11 protein-coding genes are annotated in these 20025 nt (G+C 71.1%); 8 read left to right on the top strand and 3 right to left on the bottom strand.

All coding sequences use genetic code 11. From position 1 onward, the window contains the following. Positions 1-197: 197 nt before the first annotated feature. From J3P44_RS09585 to J3P44_RS09575, 3 genes are all read left to right on the top strand, one after another. Positions 198-4814 carry an alpha-L-arabinofuranosidase family protein gene (locus J3P44_RS09585; protein WP_255890103.1) on the top strand — a complete coding sequence of 1539 codons (4617 nt, stop codon included), beginning with the start codon at positions 198-200 and terminating at the stop codon, positions 4812-4814. 26 nt (positions 4815-4840) lie between these two features. After that, complete coding sequence (locus J3P44_RS09580) at positions 4841-8542, top strand: immunoglobulin-like domain-containing protein (RefSeq protein WP_255890102.1); 3702 nt, start codon at positions 4841-4843, stop codon at positions 8540-8542. Between the two features lie 83 nt (positions 8543-8625). After that, a complete protein-coding gene (locus J3P44_RS09575; protein ID WP_255890101.1) occupies positions 8626-9666 on the top strand; it encodes an aldose epimerase family protein in 1041 nt (346 codons plus the stop codon). Positions 9667-9680: 14 nt separating this feature from the next. On the opposite strand, the gene J3P44_RS09570 is transcribed toward J3P44_RS09575, so the two are convergent. Next, positions 9681-10841, bottom strand: coding sequence for an ROK family protein (locus tag J3P44_RS09570; RefSeq protein ID WP_255890100.1), 1161 nt, complete (start codon positions 10839-10841; stop codon positions 9681-9683). A gap of 89 nt (positions 10842-10930) precedes the next feature. On the opposite strand from J3P44_RS09570, the gene zwf reads away from it, so the two are divergent. Genes zwf through eda form a run of 3 tightly spaced genes read left to right on the top strand, consistent with a single transcriptional unit; the run spans position 10931 to position 14932 of the window. After that, complete coding sequence (zwf, locus tag J3P44_RS09565; RefSeq protein ID WP_255890099.1) at positions 10931-12421, top strand: glucose-6-phosphate dehydrogenase; 1491 nt, start codon at positions 10931-10933, stop codon at positions 12419-12421. Continuing rightward, positions 12418-14307 (top strand): phosphogluconate dehydratase, encoded by a 1890-nt coding sequence (gene edd, locus J3P44_RS09560; RefSeq protein WP_255890098.1) that lies wholly within the window; start codon positions 12418-12420, stop codon positions 14305-14307. Before zwf ends, edd begins: the two co-directional genes overlap by 4 nt. Continuing rightward, a complete protein-coding gene (gene eda / locus J3P44_RS09555) occupies positions 14291-14932 on the top strand; it encodes a bifunctional 4-hydroxy-2-oxoglutarate aldolase/2-dehydro-3-deoxy-phosphogluconate aldolase (protein WP_255890097.1) in 642 nt (213 codons plus the stop codon). Before edd ends, eda begins: the two co-directional genes overlap by 17 nt. Before the next feature lie 16 nt (positions 14933-14948). Here eda and J3P44_RS09550 read toward each other — a convergent pair whose 3' ends face one another. Beyond that, the gene (locus tag J3P44_RS09550; RefSeq protein WP_255890096.1) at positions 14949-15848 is read right to left on the bottom strand and encodes a LysR family transcriptional regulator; all 900 of its coding nucleotides are present in this window, start codon (positions 15846-15848) and stop codon (positions 14949-14951) included. Between the two features lie 74 nt (positions 15849-15922). Between J3P44_RS09550 and J3P44_RS09545 the strand changes: the two genes are divergently transcribed. Both J3P44_RS09545 and J3P44_RS09540 read left to right on the top strand, forming a co-directional pair. After that, positions 15923-16855 (top strand): EamA family transporter, encoded by a 933-nt coding sequence (locus tag J3P44_RS09545; protein WP_255890095.1) that lies wholly within the window; start codon positions 15923-15925, stop codon positions 16853-16855. Between the two features lie 99 nt (positions 16856-16954). Then, on the top strand, positions 16955-18490 hold the full coding sequence (locus J3P44_RS09540) for an MDR family MFS transporter (RefSeq protein ID WP_255890094.1): 1536 nt from the start codon (positions 16955-16957) through the stop codon (positions 18488-18490). A 175-nt stretch (positions 18491-18665) separates the two neighbouring features. On the opposite strand, the gene J3P44_RS09535 is transcribed toward J3P44_RS09540, so the two are convergent. Further along, a partial coding sequence (locus J3P44_RS09535) for an Ig-like domain-containing protein (protein ID WP_255890093.1) occupies positions 18666-20025 on the bottom strand: 1360 nt, incomplete at its 5' end.

The following is a 20025-nucleotide window of genomic DNA, read 5'->3' as shown; positions in this document are numbered from 1 at the left end:
CATCTATGTGAGCGCTAACAGAGGGAGTGTGACCCCCGCCACACCCGTTCGTCAACGTTCAGACAAGAACTCGGCCATTCGACCGGTTGAGCGTTCACATAGGAATGAGACGGTTCTTGACGTTCGTGGTGTTAACGCTAACAATCCGTCCTGTGGTGCCCGTCACACCGCGTGCCCCCGACTCCCTGAGGACAGACATGTTGATGCCCCGCCGCACGTCCGCCGCCCTCTGCGCGGTCGCCGTGCTTGCCGCCGGACTGGCCGCGACGACGGGCCTGACCAGCCCGGCGTCCGCCGCCGTCGACGACGTCAGCTGGACCGACACGTTCGACGGTTCTTCGCTCGACGAGCGGTGGCAGGTCGTGAATCCGGACCCGGGGAACCTGTCGGTCTCCGACGGCGAGCTGCGGATCGCCGGGCAGCCGGGGGACACCTGGCAGACCGTCAACACGGCGAAGAACGTCGTCGTGCTCGACGTCCCCTCGGGCGACTTCACCGCGACCGCCGAGGTGTCCGCCGCGGTGGCCAAGACCTTCCAGGGTGCCGGCCTGATCGCGTGGCAGGACATGGACAACTACGTCCGGTCGGGCCTGACCTTCGTCGGCACCAACCTCTCGCCATCGGGCATCGCGGTCGAGACGGACGTGGAGACCAACGCGACCTTCGCGGCCGAGGGCTTCGCGGACCGCCCGGCGTCCACCGGAGAGCGCCTCCGCCTCCAGAGGATGGGCGACACCATCACGACCAGCTACTGGACCGGCAGCGACTGGGCGACCGCCGCCACCACCGAGGTCGCCTTCGACACGACCCAGGTGGGCCTCTACTCCCTGGCCGCACAGGACGGCACCGTGCTCCCGGCGGCGTTCGACTCGTTCACCATCGAGCACGCAGCCGGCGCCGACGTCACGCCGGATGGCCCCTTCATCCTGCAGGCGAAGGGAGACACCCCCTACCTCGTGGTGGCGGACGGTGCCCTGCGCCTGACCTCGGAGCAGCCGACCGCCAGCCTGCGCCTGCGTGCCACCGACCTCGGTGAAGGCCGGCTCGCGCTCTCGACCGACGACGCCCCGCTCGTGCTCCGCGACGGCGCATTGGTCCTGGGTGGGGCCGGCGACGACCCCACGACCTTCAGGCTGACCGACGCCGGCGGCGGCACAGTGGTGCTGCGCGACGAGACGTCGTACGTCGCGCTCGGCGACGACGGTGCGCTCGTGAGTGGCTCCGAGGAGGACGGCGTGCGGTTCCTCCTCTCGGAGGTGGACGATGGGATGTCCACGCTGAGCATCGACGGCGACGCGACGGGCGCGTCCATCAGCGACACGATGTTCGGCATCTTCTACGAGGACATCAACTACGCCGCCGACGGCGGTCTGTACGCCGAGCTGGTGCGCAACCGCTCGTTCGAGTTCAACAGCTCCGACAACGGCTCGTTCAACGGCATGACCGCCTGGCAGCGGCTCGACCGCAGCGCGTTGGGCACCACCACGGCCGTGGTCAACGACGACAACCGGCTCAACGCCATGAACCGCAACCACCTGCGCCTCGAGGCCGGCGCTGCGGGCGACGGCATCCGCAACATCGGCTACAACAACGGGTTCGCGGTGAAGGCTGGGGCTGCCTACGAGGGCTACGTCTGGGCCCGCAGCACCACCGCCCAGCAGCTCACCGTCCGGCTCGAGAACGCGGCCGGTGACGCCACCCTCGCGTCGGCGACCGTCGCCCTCGACGGCTCCGACACATGGAAGAAGTACCCCTTCACCCTGAACCCGTCGGTCACCTCCGACGCCGGCCGCCTCGCCGTCCTGGCCGGGGCTCCGTCCGTCATCCGGCTGGACATGATCTCTCTGATGCCCGCAGACCGCTGGGTGGGCCCGGTCAACGGCAAGTCCGTCCTGCGCAAGGACCTCGCCGAGAAGATCGCCGCGATGGACCCGACGTTCCTCCGGTTCCCGGGCGGCTGCGTCACCAACGTCGGCACCTTCCGCACCTATGAGGAGAGCGGCTTCACCGACCGTCGCCGCACCTACCAGTGGAAGGAGACCATCGGCCCGGTCGAGGAGCGCCCGACAAACTGGAACTTCTGGGGCTACAACCAGTCCTACGGCATCGGCTACCTCGAGTACTTCGAGCTCGCAGAGGACCTCGACGCCGAGCCCCTTCCGGTCGTCTCCGTCGGCGCCAACGGGTGTGGTGGCGCCGGCATCCCCGAGATGCACGACCCGGCGATGATCGACCGCTGGGTCGACGACACGGTCGACCTGATCGAGTTCGCCAACGGCGGCACGGACACGGAGTGGGGCGCCAAGCGGGCTGCCCTGGGCCACCCCGAGCCGTTCGGCCTGGAGATGATCGGCCTCGGCAACGAGGAGAACACCACGACCTTCGAGCAGAACTTCCCGGAGTTCCGCGACGCGATCGCGGCGAAGTACCCCGACATCCAGATCATCTCCAACTCAGGCCCCGACTCCTCGGGCGCCCGCTTCGACACCCTCTGGGACTTCAACCGCGCCCAGGACGTCGACCTGGTCGACGAGCACTACTACCGCGACCCGCAGTGGTTCCTCGAGAACCACCACCGCTACGACTCCTACGACCGTGACGACCCCAAGGTGTTCCTGGGCGAGTACGCCTCGCGCGGCAACACGATGTACAACGCGCTGGCTGAGGCGTCGTACATGACGGGCCTGCAGCGCAACGCGGACGTGGTCCGCCTCGCGTCCTACGCTCCGCTGCTGTCCAACGAGTCCCACGTGCAGTGGAACCCCGACGCGATCTGGTTCGACAACGACGAGTCGTGGGAGACGCCCAACTGGGAGGTCCAGAAGCTCTTCGGCAACAACGTCGGTGACGAGGTCGTCCCCAGCACCTTCGACGGAGCCGTCAGCTCGGCCGAGGACATCACCGGCGGCGTCTTCCTCTCGACCTGGTCCACGTCCGCGGCGTACGACAACGTCACGGTGACGTCCAACGACACCAACCAGGTGCTGTTCTCCGACGGGTTCGCCGACGCCTCGCAGTGGTCGCCGCAGAGCGGCTCGTGGGCGGCGACGGGCGGCAGCTACGTCCAGTCGTCGACCTCCGTCAACGACGCCCGCAGCATCGTGACCGGCGCCTACGCCAAGGACTGGAGCAACTACACGCTCGAGCTCGACGCCACCAAGCTCGCGGGTGCCGAAGGATTCCTCGTCGGCTTCGGCGCCACCGGGTCCAACAACTTCTACTGGTGGAACCTCGGCGGCTGGGGCAACAGCCGGTCGGTGCTCCAGCGCGCCACCGGCGGCAACGCCGGCGAGGTCAAGGCCCTGGAGGGCCACAGCCTGACGACCGGGCAGAAGTACCGGATCAAGGTGGTCGTCGACGGCACCCACATCGAGCTCTACCTCGACGGCGTGCTGCAGATGGAGTACGACCAGCCGGCGCCGCCGGCCAAGGTGTTCCAGGTCGTGACCCGTGACGAGGCGAGCGGCGACATCGTGGCGAAGGTCGTCAACACCTCCACGAGCCCGGCCCGCACCCGGATCGAGGTCGCCGACGCCGGCATCGAGCCGACGGCGACCGTGACCACCCTGAGCGCCCCCTCGCCGACCAGCACCAACACCAAGACGAACCCGGACCTCATCAAGCCGCGGACCCGCGAGGTCGAGGGCATCTCCGAGTCGTTCGTCTACGAGTTCCCCGCGTCGTCGGTCACCTTCATCCGGATGCGGACCGCCGACGCCGTGGCACCCGTGGTCGGTGACCTCGAGGTGCTCGGGCAGGACGTCAACGGCTGGTACGCCGAGCCGGCCACCGTCCGGGTGACCGCGTCCGACGACCGCGCCGTCAAGCGCATCGAGGTGTCGGTCGACGACGGCCCCTGGGCCAGCATCGCCGGCGACAACGGTGAGGTGACCGTCGCCGGTGACGGCGTCCACACGGTCCGCGTCCGCGCCGTCGACGCGGCGGGCAACGTCGGGGAGGTCAGGCCGCTCACGGTCGCCGTCGACGCCTCGGCGCCGGTCAGCCAGGCCGCGTTCGACGCCGCCACCCGCACGGTCACGCTGACCGCCGCGGACGCGGGTGCCGGTGTGGAGCGGGTCGAGTACCGCCTCGCAGGCGGTGCGTGGACGACGTACGCCGACCCCGTGCGGCTGGGTGCGGCAGCGACCACCGTGGACCACCGGGCGGTCGATCGCCTCGGCCGAGTCGAGCAGCCCGGAACGCTGAACGTCCCGGCGGCCGGCACTCAGCTGGCGCCGACGGTGACCGCGGCCGTGCCGGCGCAGGACCCGGTCCGGCTGGGCAGCCCGGTCCGGTTCAACGTGAGCGTCAGCGGGCAGGGCTCGCAGCCGACGGGAACGGTCACTCTCGTGGACGGGGCAGACGCCCTGGCCACCGCGACACTGGTCGACGGCCGGGCTGTGCTCGCGGTGCCCGCAGCCAAGCTCGGCGTGGGAACCCACACCCTGTCCGTCAGCTACGCCGGTGACGCCGCGAACGCGGCCTCCCAGGACACCGTGACGGTGGTCGTCGACAAGGCGCGCTCGACCACCAAGGCGAGCGTCCGTCCGCGCAAGGCGACCTCACGGCGGGCAACCGTTACCGCCAAGGTGTCCGCGGCCGTCGCCGCCGAGGGCAAGGTCTGGGTCAAGGTCCGCCGGGACGGACGCGTCGTCCTGACGCGCACCCTCACGCTGACGGACGGCCGGGCGAGGTTGGCCCTCCGCTCGCTCGCCCCGGGCAGCTACCGCATCAGCGTGACGTACGCCGGATCGGCGACCGTCGCACGCTCGTCGGGCACCACCGCCCTGCGAGTGACCGGAGCCGGCCGATGAGCCGCGCGAGCCACGAGGAGACCGGCATGACCAGCAGCACCCGGCACGCATGGCGCGGCGTGGTCCGCGCCTGGACCGTCGGCGCGCTCGCGCTGGCTGCCTCGATGGGCGGGGTCGTCGCGGGTGTCGGGCCCGCCTCCGCGGTCGAGGGAGACCTCACCTCCGACCTGGTGGGCTGGTGGAAGCTCGACGAGTCCTCCGGGACCGTCGCGACCGACTCCTCGGGCAACGGCCGCCACGGCGCCGTCGCCGGCACAGCCTCGTGGAACGGCGGCGACGGCTTCATCTTCAGCGGCGGCAGCAACAGCTCGGGCAACGCGATCACCCTCCCGAACAACCTGCTGGCCGGCCTCCAGGACGTCACCGTCGACTTCGACGTGTGGGTCGACCCGAGCCTCCCCACCGATGACAACTGGTTCATGTACAACCTCGGCAACTCCGCGACGTACCCGAACGGCACCGGCTACCTGTTCACCACCAACGACAGGGATGGACGATTCCGCGCCACCATCGCCGAGAACGGCTTCGCCACCGAGCAGAGCACAGCGCGGGCAAGCCTGGTGCCCACCGGCCAGTGGCGGCACGTCACCTTCAGCATCGACGGCGGCACCCCCGGCAGCCCGGGCGTGGCGCGGCTCTACGAGGACGGGGTGCTGGCCGCGACCAACAGCAACCTGACGACCAACCCGTCGCTGATGGGCACCCCGGACGGGACCACGACCAAGAACGTGCTGGGCCGGTCGGCCTACGGCGGCGACCTGTCGTTCAAGGGTCGCCTGCGCGACTTCCGCATCTACTCACGGGCGCTGACCGGCGCCGAGGCCGCGGCGTCGGCGGAGGAGACCAGCACCGCAGCGGCCGAGGCCGACACGGCCGCGCTGACCCTCGGCGACACCGGCGCGGTGGTCGCCGACCTGTCCCTTCCGGCGAGCGGAACCAACGGCTCGACGATCACGTGGGCGACCAGCGACGCGTCGGTCGTCACCGCGGCGGGAGACGTCACGCGACCGCCGTACGGCGACCCCTCGGGGACCGCGACGCTGACCGCCACCGTCACCCGCGGCGCTGTCTCGCGGACCAAGCAGTTCGCCGTCACCGTGCTCCCCGAGGAGCAGTCGGACGAGGGGAAGGCGCAGCAGGCGGTCGTGGCCGTCCAGCTGGTGCACCCCGACGACGTCCGGGGCAACCTGACCCTGCCGAGCGAGGGCCTGCACGCCACGACCCTGGCCTGGGACTCCAGCAACGACGACGTCGTGAGTGACACGGGCGAGGTCACGCGCCCGGCCCACGGCGCGCAGCCGGTCGACGTGACCTTGACGGTCACCGCCACCCGTGGTGCCGCCTCCGCCTCCCGATCGATCGTCGTCCGCGTGCAGCCCCTGCCTGCGCCGGCCGACTACGAGGCGTACGCCTTCGCCTACTTCGCTGGCGAGAGCACCGACAACGCCGAGAAGATCTACCTCGGCGCCAGCCGGGGCAACGACCCCCTCGACTACGACGTGCTCAACGACGGTCAGCCCATCCTGGCCTCGGACGAGGGGACGATGGGTCTTCGCGACCCCTTCATCATCCGCTCGGCCGAGGGCGACCGGTTCTACCTCCTGGCGACCGACCTCAAGGCCTACCCCGCCGTCGACTTCGGCGAGGCCCAGGAGACCGGCAGCAAGTACATCGAGGTCTGGGAGTCCACCGACCTCGTGAACTGGTCCGACCAGCGGCACATCAAGGTCTCCTCCGACTTCGCCGGCAACACGTGGGCGCCCGAGGCGTTCTACGACGAGCAGGCGGGGGAGTACGTCGTCTACTGGGCGTCGGCGCTCTACCCGACCATGAGCACCGCCGGCCGCGACATCAACACGTCCTACCAGCGGATGATGTATGCCACCACCCGCGACTTCGTGACGTTCAGCGAGCCGCAGCCGTGGGTCGACGTCAAGCGCGGCACGGGTCGCGGCATGATCGACGCGACGGTGGTCAAGGACGGCGACACCTACTACCGCGTCATCAAGGACGAGGCGTCCATGATGCCGCGCCAGGAGCGCTCGACCGACCTGCGCGCGACGGTCACCGGGTCACTTCCGACCACGACCTCGTCGCCCGGCTGGCAGCTCGTCAAGGAGAAGGTCGGTGTCGGGCAGCCCAACCCCTGGGGCGGCACGTTCAGCCAGGGCGAGGGCCCGACCGTCTTCCCCGACAACGAGGTGGCGGACCGCTGGTACATGTTCATCGACCAGCCGAGCTACCACGGCGGCAAGGGCTACCTCGCGTTCCGCACCGACGACATCGCCAGCGGGAGCTGGGTGTCCGTGCCGACGGCCGACCTGCCCAGCAGCCCGCGCCACGGCACCGTCATCCCGGTGACCCAGGCCGAGCTCGACACCATGCGCGCGGCCTACCAGGAGGACCTCCTCGTCGAGTCGGTCACCGACCCCTCGGTGTCGACGCGGGCGGGCACGGCTCCCGGGCTCCCGCCGACCGTGACGGCCGAGATGGGCGACGGATCCACCGAGCAGGTGGCGGTCCGCTGGGACGACGTGGACCCCGCGTCGTACGCCGCGCCCGGGACGTTCACGGTGTCCGGCACCGTGGTCACCGGCTCGGCCGACAGCCCCGTCGCCACGGTCACGGTGACCGACGCGGACGACCCTGTGGTGACGCTGACCACCGGCGCCAGTGACGGTGCGGGCGGCTGGTGGACCACCGCCCCGGTGCCCGTGACGGCGACGGCCACGGACAGCTCGGGCCTGGAGCTCGTCGAGACCTCGGTCGACGGCGGACCGTGGTCGGCCACCTCGGGCGCCAGCCGCACGCTGGCCGTGTCGGGTGACGGCACGCACAGCGTGGAGGCGCGAGCCTTCGACATCACCGGCAACTGGTCGGCGACGGCCTCCACGGAGGTCCGCATCGACACGACCGACCCGGTCAGCCGCGCGACGTACGACGCCTCCGGCCGGCAGGTCACCGTCCGAGCCGCTGACGCCACGTCGGGCGTGAGCCGGATCGAGACCCGCATCGGCACCGGCGCCTGGACCACCTACGCGGGCCCCCTCCCGATCGGTCCCGCCGCGACGACCGTCGCCTACCGGGCGGTGGACGCCGCCGGCAACGTGGAGCCCGTGAACACGGTCGTCGTCCCGGCGGCGGGCCGGGCGCTGGCGCCCAGTGCCCTGGCGGCCTCGAGCGTCGACGTGGCACGCGTCGGCGCCACGGTCCCGGTCCTGGTCCGGGTCGCAGGCGACGGGTCCGTCCCGACGGGCAACGTCCGGGTGGTCGCGGGCGACCGGCTGGTCGCCTCGGGACAGCTCGTGGACGGGCGGCTCCGGCTCCTGGTCGACACCGCCGACCTCGGCGTCGGCGACCACACGCTCCGGGTGCTCTACGACGGCAGCGACCGCCACGCGGCCTCGGCCTCGACGGTGGCGCTCCGGGTGGTGAGGGCCGCGTCGCACACCCGCCTCCGCGTCGTCCGCACCACGGACGGCGAGGCTGCGACCGCTCGCGTGCGGGTCACCAGTGATCCCGGAGGCCTGGTACCCGACCGCGTGCGCGCCGCCCTCGTTCGCCGAGGCGAGGTCGTGCGGTCCCGCTGGCTCGACCTCTCCGCGACCGGTCGGGCACGTTGGCGGGTCACCGCCGAGCGCCCGGGCTCGTACGTCGTGCGGATCGTGACGCCACGCTCGGACGTCCTCACCCGCTCGACCGACTCCGCGCAGGTCCGGCTGCGCTGACAAGCCTGGTCTGCCGGGAGGACGTGCGGCCTCCCGGCAGGCCAGTTCCACTCCCCGCACGGCAACCACCGAGGATGACACCTGTGACCACCGAGAGCGTGTACGGCGAGATGCCCGACGGGCGCGACGTACGCCTCCTGACCGTCGGCACGGCGCCGGGGCCCGTCGTCGAGGTGCTCACCCTCGGCGCCACCGTCCACCGTCTGGAGGTGACCGGGTCCGAGGGCGTCCGGCGCAACGTCGTCCTCGGCCACCCGGACGTCGCCGAGCGACTGAGCAGCGGCCACTACGTCGGCGGCACCATCGGGCGCTACGCCAACCGCATCGCAGCGGGCCGCTTCGAGCTCGACGGGGAGGTCGTCGACGTTGCCACGCACGACCGCGGCAACAGCCTGCACGGCGGACCCGAGGGCTTCGACGTGCACGTGTGGGACGTGGTCGAGCACACCGCGGACACGGTGGTGCTGGCCATGGTCAGCCCCGACGGCGACCAGGGCTTCCCGGGAGCGGTGACCGCCCAGGTCAGCTACCGGGTGGACGGCGACACGGTGTCGGTGACGATGCGGGCGACGACCGACGCGGCCACCGTCGTCAACATGACCAACCACGCCTATTTCCACCTCGACGGGGAGGGCGCGGGAACGATCGACGACCACCTCCTGCTGGTCGACGCGGACGCCTACACGCCGGTGGACGCCACGGGGATCCCGACCGGCGGCCACGAGCCGGTGGCCGGCACGCCCTTCGACTTCCGCGACACCCGCCTCGTCGGGCCGGCGCTGCGCTCGGAGCACGTGCAGGTGGTGGACGCGCGAGGCATCGACCACAACTACGTGGTGCGGGGCAGCGGTCTGCGGCGCGCCGCCGTGCTGGAGTCCTACGTCAGCGGGACGCGTCTGGAGCTCTGGAGCGACCAGCCCGGGCTGCAGGTCTACACCGGCAACTTCCTCGACGGCAGCACGCGATCAACCACCGGGGGAAGGTACCGGCAGGGCGACGGGATCGCGCTGGAGCCCCAGCTGTTCCCCGACTCGCCCAACCGACCCGAGTGGCCCTCGTCCGTCCTGCGGCCGGGCGAGACCTACACGTCCGAGATGGAGTGGCGCTTCACACGCCTTCCGTGAGGGGGCGCGCCGCGTCAGGAGGCGGCCGGGACCGCCAGCATCGCGTCGATCGAGGTCGGAGCGAGGGCGGCGTCCAACGCCATGACCGCGCACCCGACCAGGCCGGCCCGGTCCCCGAAGGTGGACGGGAGGACCTGCAGCTCGCGGGTCGCGAGCGCGGTGGCGCGTGCGTACAGGCTCTCGCGCACGCCGGCGGCGTAGACGTCGAAGGCGGCAGCCATGTCGCCACCGAGCACGACCGCCTGCGGGTTGAGCAGGGTGACGGCGGCCGCGACCACCTCGCCGACGAGGCGGCCGCTCTCGCGCAGCAGGGCCTTGGCCTCGGCGTCCCCCGCCAGCGCCAGGGAGGTGAGCTCGCGCACGTGCTCGACCTTGCGGCCGGAGTCGGCGCACCGTGCGACCAGCGCCCATCCACCGGCCAGCGTCTCGAGGCACCCCTCGGCGCCGCACCGGCACGTACGCCCGGCGGCAGCGTCGATGCGTACGTGCCCGATCTCGCCGGCTCCCCCGAGGTGACCGGTGACGATCGTGCCTGCCGCGACGATCCCGAGGCCGAGCCCGGTGGAGGCCTTGAGCACCAGCAGGTCGTCGTAGCGCGCGGCGTGGCCGCGCTGCTCGGACAGCGCGAGCACGTCGGCATCGTTGGCGACGTGCAGAGGTGCGGTGCTGACGCCGGCGAAGTAGGGGGCGAGGTCCACGCCGTCCCAGCCCGCCATCACGGGTGAGTCGAGGCTCACGGCGCGCTCGGGGTGGACCGTGCCCGGGATGCTCAGCCCGATGCCGAGGATCGGCCGGTCGAGGTCGCGCACCAGGTCGGCGAGCCCGCCCGCCACCGGGCGGAGCACCTCGTCGGGGTCCGCGCCCACCCGGTGCTCGATCGCGCTCGCGGCCAGCTCGTCCCCCGCCAGGTCGAACACCGCGAGCTGGGAGCGCGACCTGCCGACCGCGACGGCGAGGACGACGCCCGCGTCGACGTTGAACGACAGGCCGCCCGGTCGACGGCCGCCGGTGCTGTCGAGCTCCTCGCCCAGCACCAGGAGTCCGGCGTCCACCAGCGCCGACACGCGCGCCACGACCGCGGTCCGTGACATCCCGGTCAGTCGGCGGAGGTCGGATCGCGTGTGGGCCCGTCCGGTGCGGACGAGGTCGAGGAGGGTGCCTGCGGTCTGAGTCATCGTGCGAAGAGTACAAAACTCGATGAACTTCTGTCTTCAAAAGACCCAAGGCATGTACTAATGCGGCCTATCTGACGTACGGTGCTCCGGTGACCTTGCCCACGACAGAGCTGACGACCGAGCTGCCGACGTGCGACTTCGTCGTCTTCGGAGGCACGGGCGACCTCGCCCTCCGCAAGCTGCTGCCGGCGCTCTACCACCGCGAGCGTGCCCACCAGCTGCCCATCGACTTCCGGATCATCGGGGCGTCGCGCAGCGACCTCGACGACGAGGGCTACAAGCGCCTCGCCCGCGAGGCGCTCGGAAAGCACCTCCCCCCGGAGGACCTCGACCCCGAGGCCGTCACCCGCCTGCTCGACAGGATCCACCACCTGACGATCGACGCGGCCGATCCCGAGGGCTGGCACCTGCTCCACGGGCTGCTGAAGGAGCGCGACCGGGGTCAGGTGCGGGCCTTCTACCTCGCCGTCGCGCCCGCCCTCTTCGGCCCGATCTGCGACCGCCTCGACGAGATCGGCGTCGTCGACGCCACCTCGCGCGTCGTGATGGAGAAGCCGATCGGTGTCGACCTCGCGTCCGCGCGCCTCGTCAACGACGCCGTCGGCAGGGTGTTCGAGGAGCACCAGGTGTTCCGGATCGACCACTACCTCGGCAAGGAGAGCGTCCAGAACCTGCTGGTCACCCGGTTCGCCAACACCTTCCTCGAGCCGCTGTGGAACTCCCGCTGGGTCGACCACGTGCAGATCACCGTCGCCGAGACGCTCGGGGTCGGCGACCGCGGCAGCTACTACGACACCTCGGGCGCACTGCGGGACATGGTGCAGAACCACCTGCTCCAGCTCCTGTGCCTCGTCGCCATGGAGCCCCCGACCTATGTCGGTCGCGAGACGGTCCGCGACGAGAAGCTGAAGGTGCTGCAGGCGCTGCGACCCATGTCGCCCAGCGACGTCGACCGTGACACGGTCCGCGGCAGCTACGGCCAGGGCGTCGTCGACGGCGCGGTCGTCCCGTCGTACGCCGAGGACCTCGGCCGCCCGGGCAGCCGGACGGAGACCTTCGTGGCACTGCGCGCCGAGGTGCAGAACTGGCGGTGGGCGGGCGTCCCGTTCTACCTGCGCACCGGCAAGCGGATGGGCACGCGGCTGTCGGAGATCGTGGTGGTCTTCAAGGAGCCGCCGCACGCGATGTTCCCCCACTCCGAGGGCGTGGCGCTGGGCAACCGGCTGCACATCCAGCTCCAGCCCGAGGAGGGCATGCAGCTGCACATGACGGCCAAGGAGCCCGGTCCCGGCGGGATCCGGCTGCACCCCGTCTCCCTCGACCTCAGCTATGCGACCGCTTTCACCGAGCGCTCGCCGGACGCCTACGAGCGCCTGCTCATGGATGTCATCAAGGGCAACCCCACCCTCTTCATGCGCCGCGACGAGGTCGAGGCCGCCTGGGCGTGGGTCGAGCCGATCCTTCGCCGCTGGCGCGACACCGCCGTCTCGCCCAAGCCCTACCCCGCCGGTACGACCGGCCCGACCGCCGCGGCCCTGCTCCTCGAGCGGGACGGCCGCACCTGGCAGGAGATCGAATGACCACCCACCCCCTCCACCCCGTCGTCGCCGACGTGACCGACCGGCTCATCGAGCGCAGCCGCGCCAGCCGCGCGGCGTACCTGGCCCGGGTCCGCGCCGCTGCCGGCACCGGCCCCGCCGCCCGGACGGACCTCGGCTGCGCCAATCTCGCCCACGGCTTCGCGGCGAGCGAGGCGCAGGACAAGGTCGCGCTGCGTGGACGGGTCAAGCCCAACCTCGCGATCGTCACGAGCTACAACGACATGCTGTCCGCGCACCAGCCGTTCGTCGACTACCCGCCGCTGCTCAAGAAGGCGGCGGTCCGTGCCGGTGGGCTCGCCCAGGTCGCGGGCGGTGTGCCGGCCATGTGCGACGGCATCACCCAGGGCCGCGCCGGGATGCAGCTGTCGCTCTACAGCCGTGACGTGATCGCCATGTCGACGGCGATCGCCCTGAGCCACGACATGTTTGACGGCGCCCTCCTGCTCGGGGTCTGCGACAAGATCGTCCCCGGCCTGCTGATCGGAGCACTCTCCTTCGGCCACCTGCCGACGATCTTCGTCCCCGCCGGGCCCATGCCGTCCGGCCTCCCCAACGGCGAGAAGGCGCGGGTCCGCCAGCTGCACGCCGAGGGCAAGGCCACCCGCGACGAGCTCCTCGCCGCCGAGGCGGCGTCCTACCACTCGGCCGGCACCTGCACGTTCTACGGCACCGCCAACTCCAACCAGCTGCTGATGGAGGTCATGGGCCTCCACCTGCCCGGATCGTCCTTCGTCAACCCCGGTACGCCGCTGCGCGAGGCGCTGACGGCTGCCGCCGCGTCCCGCGCGGTCGCCATCACCCGGCAGGGCGGCGAACCGACCCCGGTCGGGGAGCTCGTCGACGAGAGGACGATCGTCAACGCGTGTGTGGCGCTGCTCGCCAGCGGCGGGTCGACCAACCACACCCTCCACCTCGTCGCGATCGCCCGGGCCGCAGGGATCGCCCTGACGTGGGACGACCTGTCGGACCTCTCGGCTGTCGTGCCCCTGCTGTGCCGGATCTACCCCAACGGCCAGGCGGACGTGAACCACTTCCACGCCGCGGGTGGCATCGCGTTCCTCGTGCACACCCTGCTGCGCCACGGCTTCCTCCACGAGGACGTCCAGACGATCGCCGGACGCGGGCTCTCCCTCTACACCCGCGAGCCGGTGCTCCGCGGCGCCCCGTCCGACGGTCAGAGCCTGACCTGGGAGGAGGGCCCCAAGGCCAGCCTCGACCACGACGTGCTCCGCCCCGCCGACGACCCGTTCGCCGCGGACGGCGGCCTGAAGGTGCTCACCGGCCCGCTCGGCACGGCGGTCATCAAGACCTCGGCCGTCGCCCCCGAGCACCGCGTGGTGACAGCGCCCGCGCTCGTCTTCGACGACCAGGCCGACTTCCTCACCGCCTTCGCCGAGGGCCGTCTCGACGGGCGCGACCTGATCGCGGTCATCCGCTACCAGGGCCCGGCGGCCAACGGCATGCCCGAGCTGCACAAGCTGACGCCCGCCCTCGGCGTCCTGCAGGACCGCGGCCAGAAGGTCGCGATCGTCACCGACGGTCGCATGTCCGGTGCCTCGGGCAAGGTCCCGGCCGCCATCCACGTGACGCCGGAGGCCGCGCTCGGCGGTCTGCTGTCCCGCATCGCCGACGGCGACGTCGTCACCGTGGACGCCACCACCGGTCGCCTGTCCGTGGAGGACGAGGCCGCCCTGCGCTCGCGCCCGGCGACCGGGCGCGCCCCCGAAGGCGAGGAGTTCGCCGGCACCGGCCGCGAGCTGTTCGCCGCCTTCCGTGCCACCGTCGGGCCGGCCGACGCCGGCGCCAGCGTCTTCCCCGCGTTCGACATGCCGTCCCCGGAGGTGCCCGTTGCCCAGCACGCCTGAGTCCCCGTCCCTGCTCGACCTCGTCCCGGTCATGCCGGTCGTCGTGGTCGACGACGTCGCCCACGCGGTCCCTCTCGCCCGAGCGCTCGTCGCCGGAGGCCTGCCGGCCATCGAGCTCACGCTGCGCACGCCGGTCGCGCTCGACGCCATCGCTGCCATCGCGGCCGAGGTGGCGGAGATCCTCGTGGGCGCCGGCACCGTGCTCAGTGCCCACCAGGCCGAGCAGGCCCGCGCGGCCGGTGCCGGATTCCTCGTCTCGCCAGGCGCCACGCCGTCGTTGCTCGAGGGCATGGCCGCCACCGGGCTGCCGTTCCTGCCCGGCACCTCCACGGTGTCGGAGGTGCTCGCGGTGCTGGAGGCGGGCTTCACGGACATGAAGTTCTTCCCGGCCGAGGCGTCGGGTGGCACGGCGTGGCTCAAGTCCGTCGCGGGTCCGGTCCCGGACGCGCGCTTCTGCCCCACGGGCGGGATCACCGCCGCCAGCGCACCGGCGTACCTCGCCCTGCCCAACGTCGGTTGCGTCGGCGGCTCGTGGCTCACGCCCGCTGCTGCGCTGCGCGGCAAGGACTGGCCGCTCGTCGAGCAGCTGGCCCGCGACGCGGCAGCCCTGGGCGCCGCGCGCTGACGGCGCCGAGGTCCTCCTAGGGAGACGTGGCCGAGGTCAGGGCGCGGACGACCTCCCGGACGGCGGGGGAGTCGCGCATGGACGTCCGGTGCACCACTGCTATCTCACGAGTGGGTGAGGGTCGATGAGCCGTGACGGCGACGACGTCGTCGGGCAGCGGTCGCCGACCGAGCCGCGGGACGAGCGCGATCCCCAGGCCGGCGCCCACCAACGCGAGGTGTGAGTCGAACTCCAGCGCCACGTGGGCGATGCGGGGGGTGCGGCCGGTGCCGTCGTGCATGCGCATCAGCCACTGCCTGCAGATCGTGCCCTCCGGGGTCGCCACCCACGACTCGTCGAGCAGGTCGGGTGGTGAGACGCGCGTACGTCCGGCAAGGCGGTGGCCTCGCGGCACGATCACGTCCGCGACGTCGTGGGCGATCGTGACGGCGACCAGGTGCTCGGGCACGTGCAGAGGGACGTCGCCCCACCTGTGCACGATGCCCAGGTCCTGCTGACCGGACGCCACGAGGTCGATCGTGTCCCACGGTTCGCGCTCGGCCAGGGTGAGCGCGAGGTCGGGGTGGCGGCCGAGCAGGTCACGGACCACCGGGGCCACCAGCCCGCGCATGGCCGTCGAGAACGCCGCGACGCGGAGCCGGCCGACCACCCGTCCCGCGTCGCGGTGCACGCCGGACTCGAGCTCCTCGAGATCCGAGAGCAGGCGTGATCCCTCGTCGACGAGCCGGAGCCCCTGTCCGGTCAGCATCACGCCGCGTCCCACGCGCTCCAGCAGCGCGACGCCCACCTGCTTCTCGAGACGTTTGACCTGCTGGGAGATCGCGCTGGGGGTGAAGCCCAGGGCGTCGGCGGCGCCGACGACACTTCCGTGGGTGGCGACGGCTTGCAGGCTGGTGAGGGCGGCCAGGTCGATCATGAAGGGATGCTACACAAAACAGTGCAGGAGAGTTCGCTGGTCCTTCATGGTCGCCAGCACCCACACTGAGGCGCGTGAACCTCCGTGACTCCCTCCTCGCCGCCCTCGTCGCGACCATCTGGGGGTTCAACTTCGTGGTCATCGACTGGGGCATGGCCGACGTCCCCCCGCTGCTCTTCGTCGCCCTCCGGTTCGCCGCGGTCGTGGTGCCGGCGGTCTTCCTCGTCCCTCGTCCCGATGCGCCGTGGCGCAGCATCCTCGCGGTGGGGCTGTTCATGTCCCTGGGACAGTTCGCCTTGCTCTACCTCGCCATGTCGGCAGGCATGCCCCCCGGCCTCGCCGCGCTGGTCCTGCAGGCACAAGTCGTCTTCACGGTGGTGATCGCCGCCGGCGTGCTTCGTGAGATCCCGACGGTCGCCCAAGCAGCGGGCGTGACCCTCGGGGTCGTCGGCCTCGTGGTCGTCGGGCTCGGGCGCGGGGGCCACGTCCCGCTCGGCGCGCTGCTGCTCTGCCTGCTGGCGGCGCTCTCGTGGGGTATCGGCAACGTCGTGGCGCGTGCTGCCCGGGTGCCCGGCGGGCTGTCCCTGACCGTGTGGTCGGCGCTCGTCGTGCCAGTCCCCCTTTTCGCGCTCTCACTGGTCCTCGACGGCTCGTCGGCCGTCAGCGCGGCTTTGACCGGCTTCTCGTGGCAGGCCGCGCTGTCCACCCTCTACACCGCCGGACTGGCTTCGCTGGTGGGCTACGGCATCTTCAACGGCCTGCTCGCTCGCTGGCCCTCGAGCGCGGTCGTGCCGTGGGTGCTGCTCGCTCCGGTGGTCGCGATGGCTTCCGCGTGGGCCATTCTGGGGCAGCGTCCCAACGCCGCCGAGGCGGGCGGGGGCGCGCTGCTGCTGGTGGGGGTCCTGGTGGCGCTGCGACCGCCACGACTCGACGCGGGAAGCGGAAAATCGGTGGCTGGAGCTCGTGGACCTTCGCCACACTTGGCGCAGTCGAGCCCTCGCCGATGAGTTCGGTCGTCCGGACCTGTCGAAATAGATGACGCCCGTTCGACGTTCGATCAGAAGCGGGCGGAGCCGAGCTCGCTCACCGTCCTCAGAGGAGCCCTCATGCCTGCGTCCATCGACACCACCACGCCTGAGCTGGCGAGCGCCACGCCTCGCCGTACCCCCGCCGTCGTGCGGCTCCTCGTCATCGCCACCTTCGTGGTGATCCTCAACGAGACGATCATGATCAACGCGATCCCTCGGCTGATGGAGAGCTTCCGCGTCAGCGAGCAGGCGGCGCAGTGGGTCTCCACCGCGTTCATGCTCACCATGGCGGCGGTCATCCCGGTGACCGGCTGGTTCCTCCAGCGGGTGAGCACCCGCACGGCGTACGCCACCGCGATGGGCGTCTTCCTCACCGGCACGGCGCTCGCAGCGGTGGCCCCGCTCTTCGAGGTGCTGCTGCTCGGCCGCGTCGTTCAGGCCGCCGGCACCGCGGTGATGATGCCGCTGCTGATGACCACGCTGATGACCGTGGTGCCCGTGAGCGACCGCGGCCGGGTCATGGGCAACGTCACGATGGCGATCTCTGTCGCGCCGGCCCTCGGCCCTGCCGTGTCGGGCGTGGTGCTGCAGCTCGGGTCGTGGCGGCTGCTGTTCCTGCTCGTGCTTCCCATCGCGGCCGCGGTGACGTGGTCCGGACTGCGGCAGCTGGAAGACATCGGTGAGCCCCAGGTCAGCGACATCGACTGGGTCAGCGTCGTCATCGCCGCGCTCGGGTTCGGCACCCTGGTCTACGGACTGACCCGGTTCGCCGAGGGGGAGGCCGGCATGGCGCTCGCCATCGTCGCCGCGGGTGTCGCCCTGGTCGGCGCCTTCGTCGCTCGCCAGCTCCGCCTGCAGCGCACCGGTGCTCCGCTGCTCGACCTGCGTGCGCTGACCCGCAGCACGTTCACCAAGGCGCTGGTGCTGATGTCGGTGGCGTTCATGTCGATGCTCGGCGCCATGATCCTCCTGCCGCTCTACCTGCAGAACGTGCGTGGACTCTCGCCGCTCGAGACGGGCCTGCTGGTCATGCCGGGCGGACTGGCGATGGGGCTCCTCGGCCCCACGGTCGGCAAGATCTTCGACCAGCTCGGCGGCCGGGTCCTGGTGATCCCAGGCTCCCTCGGCATCGTCGCCAGCTTGGTCGGCTTCACCCAGATCTCGATGACGATGCCCTACTGGCAGCTGCTCGGCCTCCACATGCTGATGATGATCAGCCTCGCGGCCACGTTCACGCCGGTCTTCACGCTGGGTCTCGGCGCCCTCCCGATGCACCTCTACTCCCACGGCAGCTCGATCCTCGGCACGCTGCAGCAGGTCGCCGCGGCGTTCGGCACCGCGCTCTCGGTCACGGTGATGACGTTGCAGGCCGAGCGGGTCGTGGGGAGCGCCGGCCCGGTCGAGGCCCAGCTCGAGGGCATGCAGGCCGCGTTCGCCGTCAGCGCCGCGATCTCGCTCGTCGTGGTCGTGATGGCGTGGCTGCTGCCGGGGCGGCCCGACGAGGTCTCGCCCGACGCGGTCTCGCCCGACGCGGGGGAGCCGGCGGCGTCGACCTCGACCGACGAGCTCGAGGACTGCGAGCACGACCTCGAGTCGGCCGCCTGCACCTGCTGAGGACAGTCGGCTGACTTGACTGTTGGGAGGCATCGGAGGGACTGTCGGCGCTGACGTGACGTCAGTTGACGACGCAGAGCGGGCCACCAGCTTGATGCTGGTGACCCGCTCTTCTCCAGTCCCCCCACCGCGCACCTACCCCCTCGTGCGCTCTGGGTCTGTGACGTCCCGCCGCCTACTTCTTCGGCTGGAACAGCGCCCTCAGGATGATCGGCCCGGTCGAGCTGCCGAGCCGGACTCGCAGTGTGTAGTCCTGACCGGCCTTCATGCTCCTCGTGCTCAGGTTGTAGATGTACATCCCGCCCGAGATCCGCATCTGTGTTCCGGTGTCGGCGTTGCTGACACTCTCGACGACCACGTTCGGGGTGCCGTCAGGGACATCATCGCTGACATTCCCTTCCGCAACGGTGAGGTACAGCAGCCCGGGCGTCGTGATGGCCGCACCGGAGCACGAGCTGGTGAGCTGGACCTTGACCGGGACAACGTTGCCGTACTTGGCGATGTTGCGCTCGTTGTCCCGGATGGGGTCCCTGAACCCGGCCTGGTAGATGTCTGTGCTGCCGTAGGGCGCGGACTTGCTGCCGCTCCCACCGTCGTCGTCCCGCACCGTCGCGGTGACGGTGTAGGTGTAGCAGCCGCGCGGCAGCTGCACCTGGGCGGTCATCGTCCGACCTGAGACCTGGACATTGGTCACTGTCGCTGCCCCGCCGCTGTAGGTGACGGTGAATCCGCTCCCCGGGAAGGTGTCAGCGCCCGGGTCGGTGAAGGTCGCCTCGAGCGTGGCCGTGCCGGTCACCGGGTTGATGTTCGACATGGTGACCGTGTTCACCACCGGATCCACGTTCTTCACCGTGACGTTCACGCTCACGGACCCCGACTTGGGGTCAGCAACCCCGCCGGTCGTGCCGTTGTCCTTAACCGTCACGGTCGCGATGTACGGTGCGTTGCCGGCCTGGTTGTCCGCGTACGTGTGGCTCGCAGTGACGGCGCCGCCGGTCGCAGTCCCTTCCGATTGGGACCCGTCGCCCCAGACCACGGTGTACGTGTGGGTCTGGCCCTCGTCGACATCGCTGAAGCTGGCACTGATGGTGACCGAGCTGCCCTCGTCAGTGGACTGTGCCGGACCCGCTGTCACCACCGGGGTGTCGTTGACCGCGGTCACGCTGATCACCAGGGTGGCCTGGTTGGAGACCAGGTCGCCGTCGGTGGCCTTGTAGGTGACGGTGAACCCGGCGGGGCCGACGTTGCCGTTGTTCTTGTTGGTGTCCGGGGTGAACCGGATGGTGCGGCCGTCAGCGGCCAGGGTGGCGGTGCCGTTGGTCGCCGAGATCGAGGCCTCGACCACCGACAGCTGGGTGTTGGTGTTGTCGACGTCGGTGTCGTTGGTGATCACGTCGGTGGCCACCAGGGTGTCCTCGTCGGTGCTGGCGGTGTCGTCGTTCGCGACCGGGGTGTCGTTGACCGCGGTCACGCTGATCACCAGGGTGGCCTGGTTGGAGACCAGGTCGCCGTCGGTGGCCTTGTAGGTGACGGTG

It is taken from the genome of Nocardioides astragali (assembly GCF_024436375.1).
Taxonomy (GTDB): Bacteria; Actinomycetota; Actinomycetes; order Propionibacteriales; family Nocardioidaceae; genus Nocardioides; species Nocardioides astragali.
Note: the sequence above shows the minus strand (reverse complement) of the source record. Positions and strands in the feature narration are given on the sequence as shown.

Coding starts and splice junctions, on each gene's coding strand:
- J3P44_RS09550 (WP_255890096.1), bottom strand. CDS start 15,848: ATGATCGACCTGGCCGCCCTCACCAGCCTGCAAGCCGTCGCCACCCAC.
- J3P44_RS09585 (WP_255890103.1), top strand. CDS start 198: ATGTTGATGCCCCGCCGCACGTCCGCCGCCCTCTGCGCGGTCGCCGTG.
- J3P44_RS09570 (WP_255890100.1), bottom strand. CDS start 10,841: ATGACTCAGACCGCAGGCACCCTCCTCGACCTCGTCCGCACCGGACGG.
- J3P44_RS09540 (WP_255890094.1), top strand. CDS start 16,955: ATGCCTGCGTCCATCGACACCACCACGCCTGAGCTGGCGAGCGCCACG.
- J3P44_RS09580 (WP_255890102.1), top strand. CDS start 4,841: ATGACCAGCAGCACCCGGCACGCATGGCGCGGCGTGGTCCGCGCCTGG.
- edd (WP_255890098.1), top strand. CDS start 12,418: ATGACCACCCACCCCCTCCACCCCGTCGTCGCCGACGTGACCGACCGG.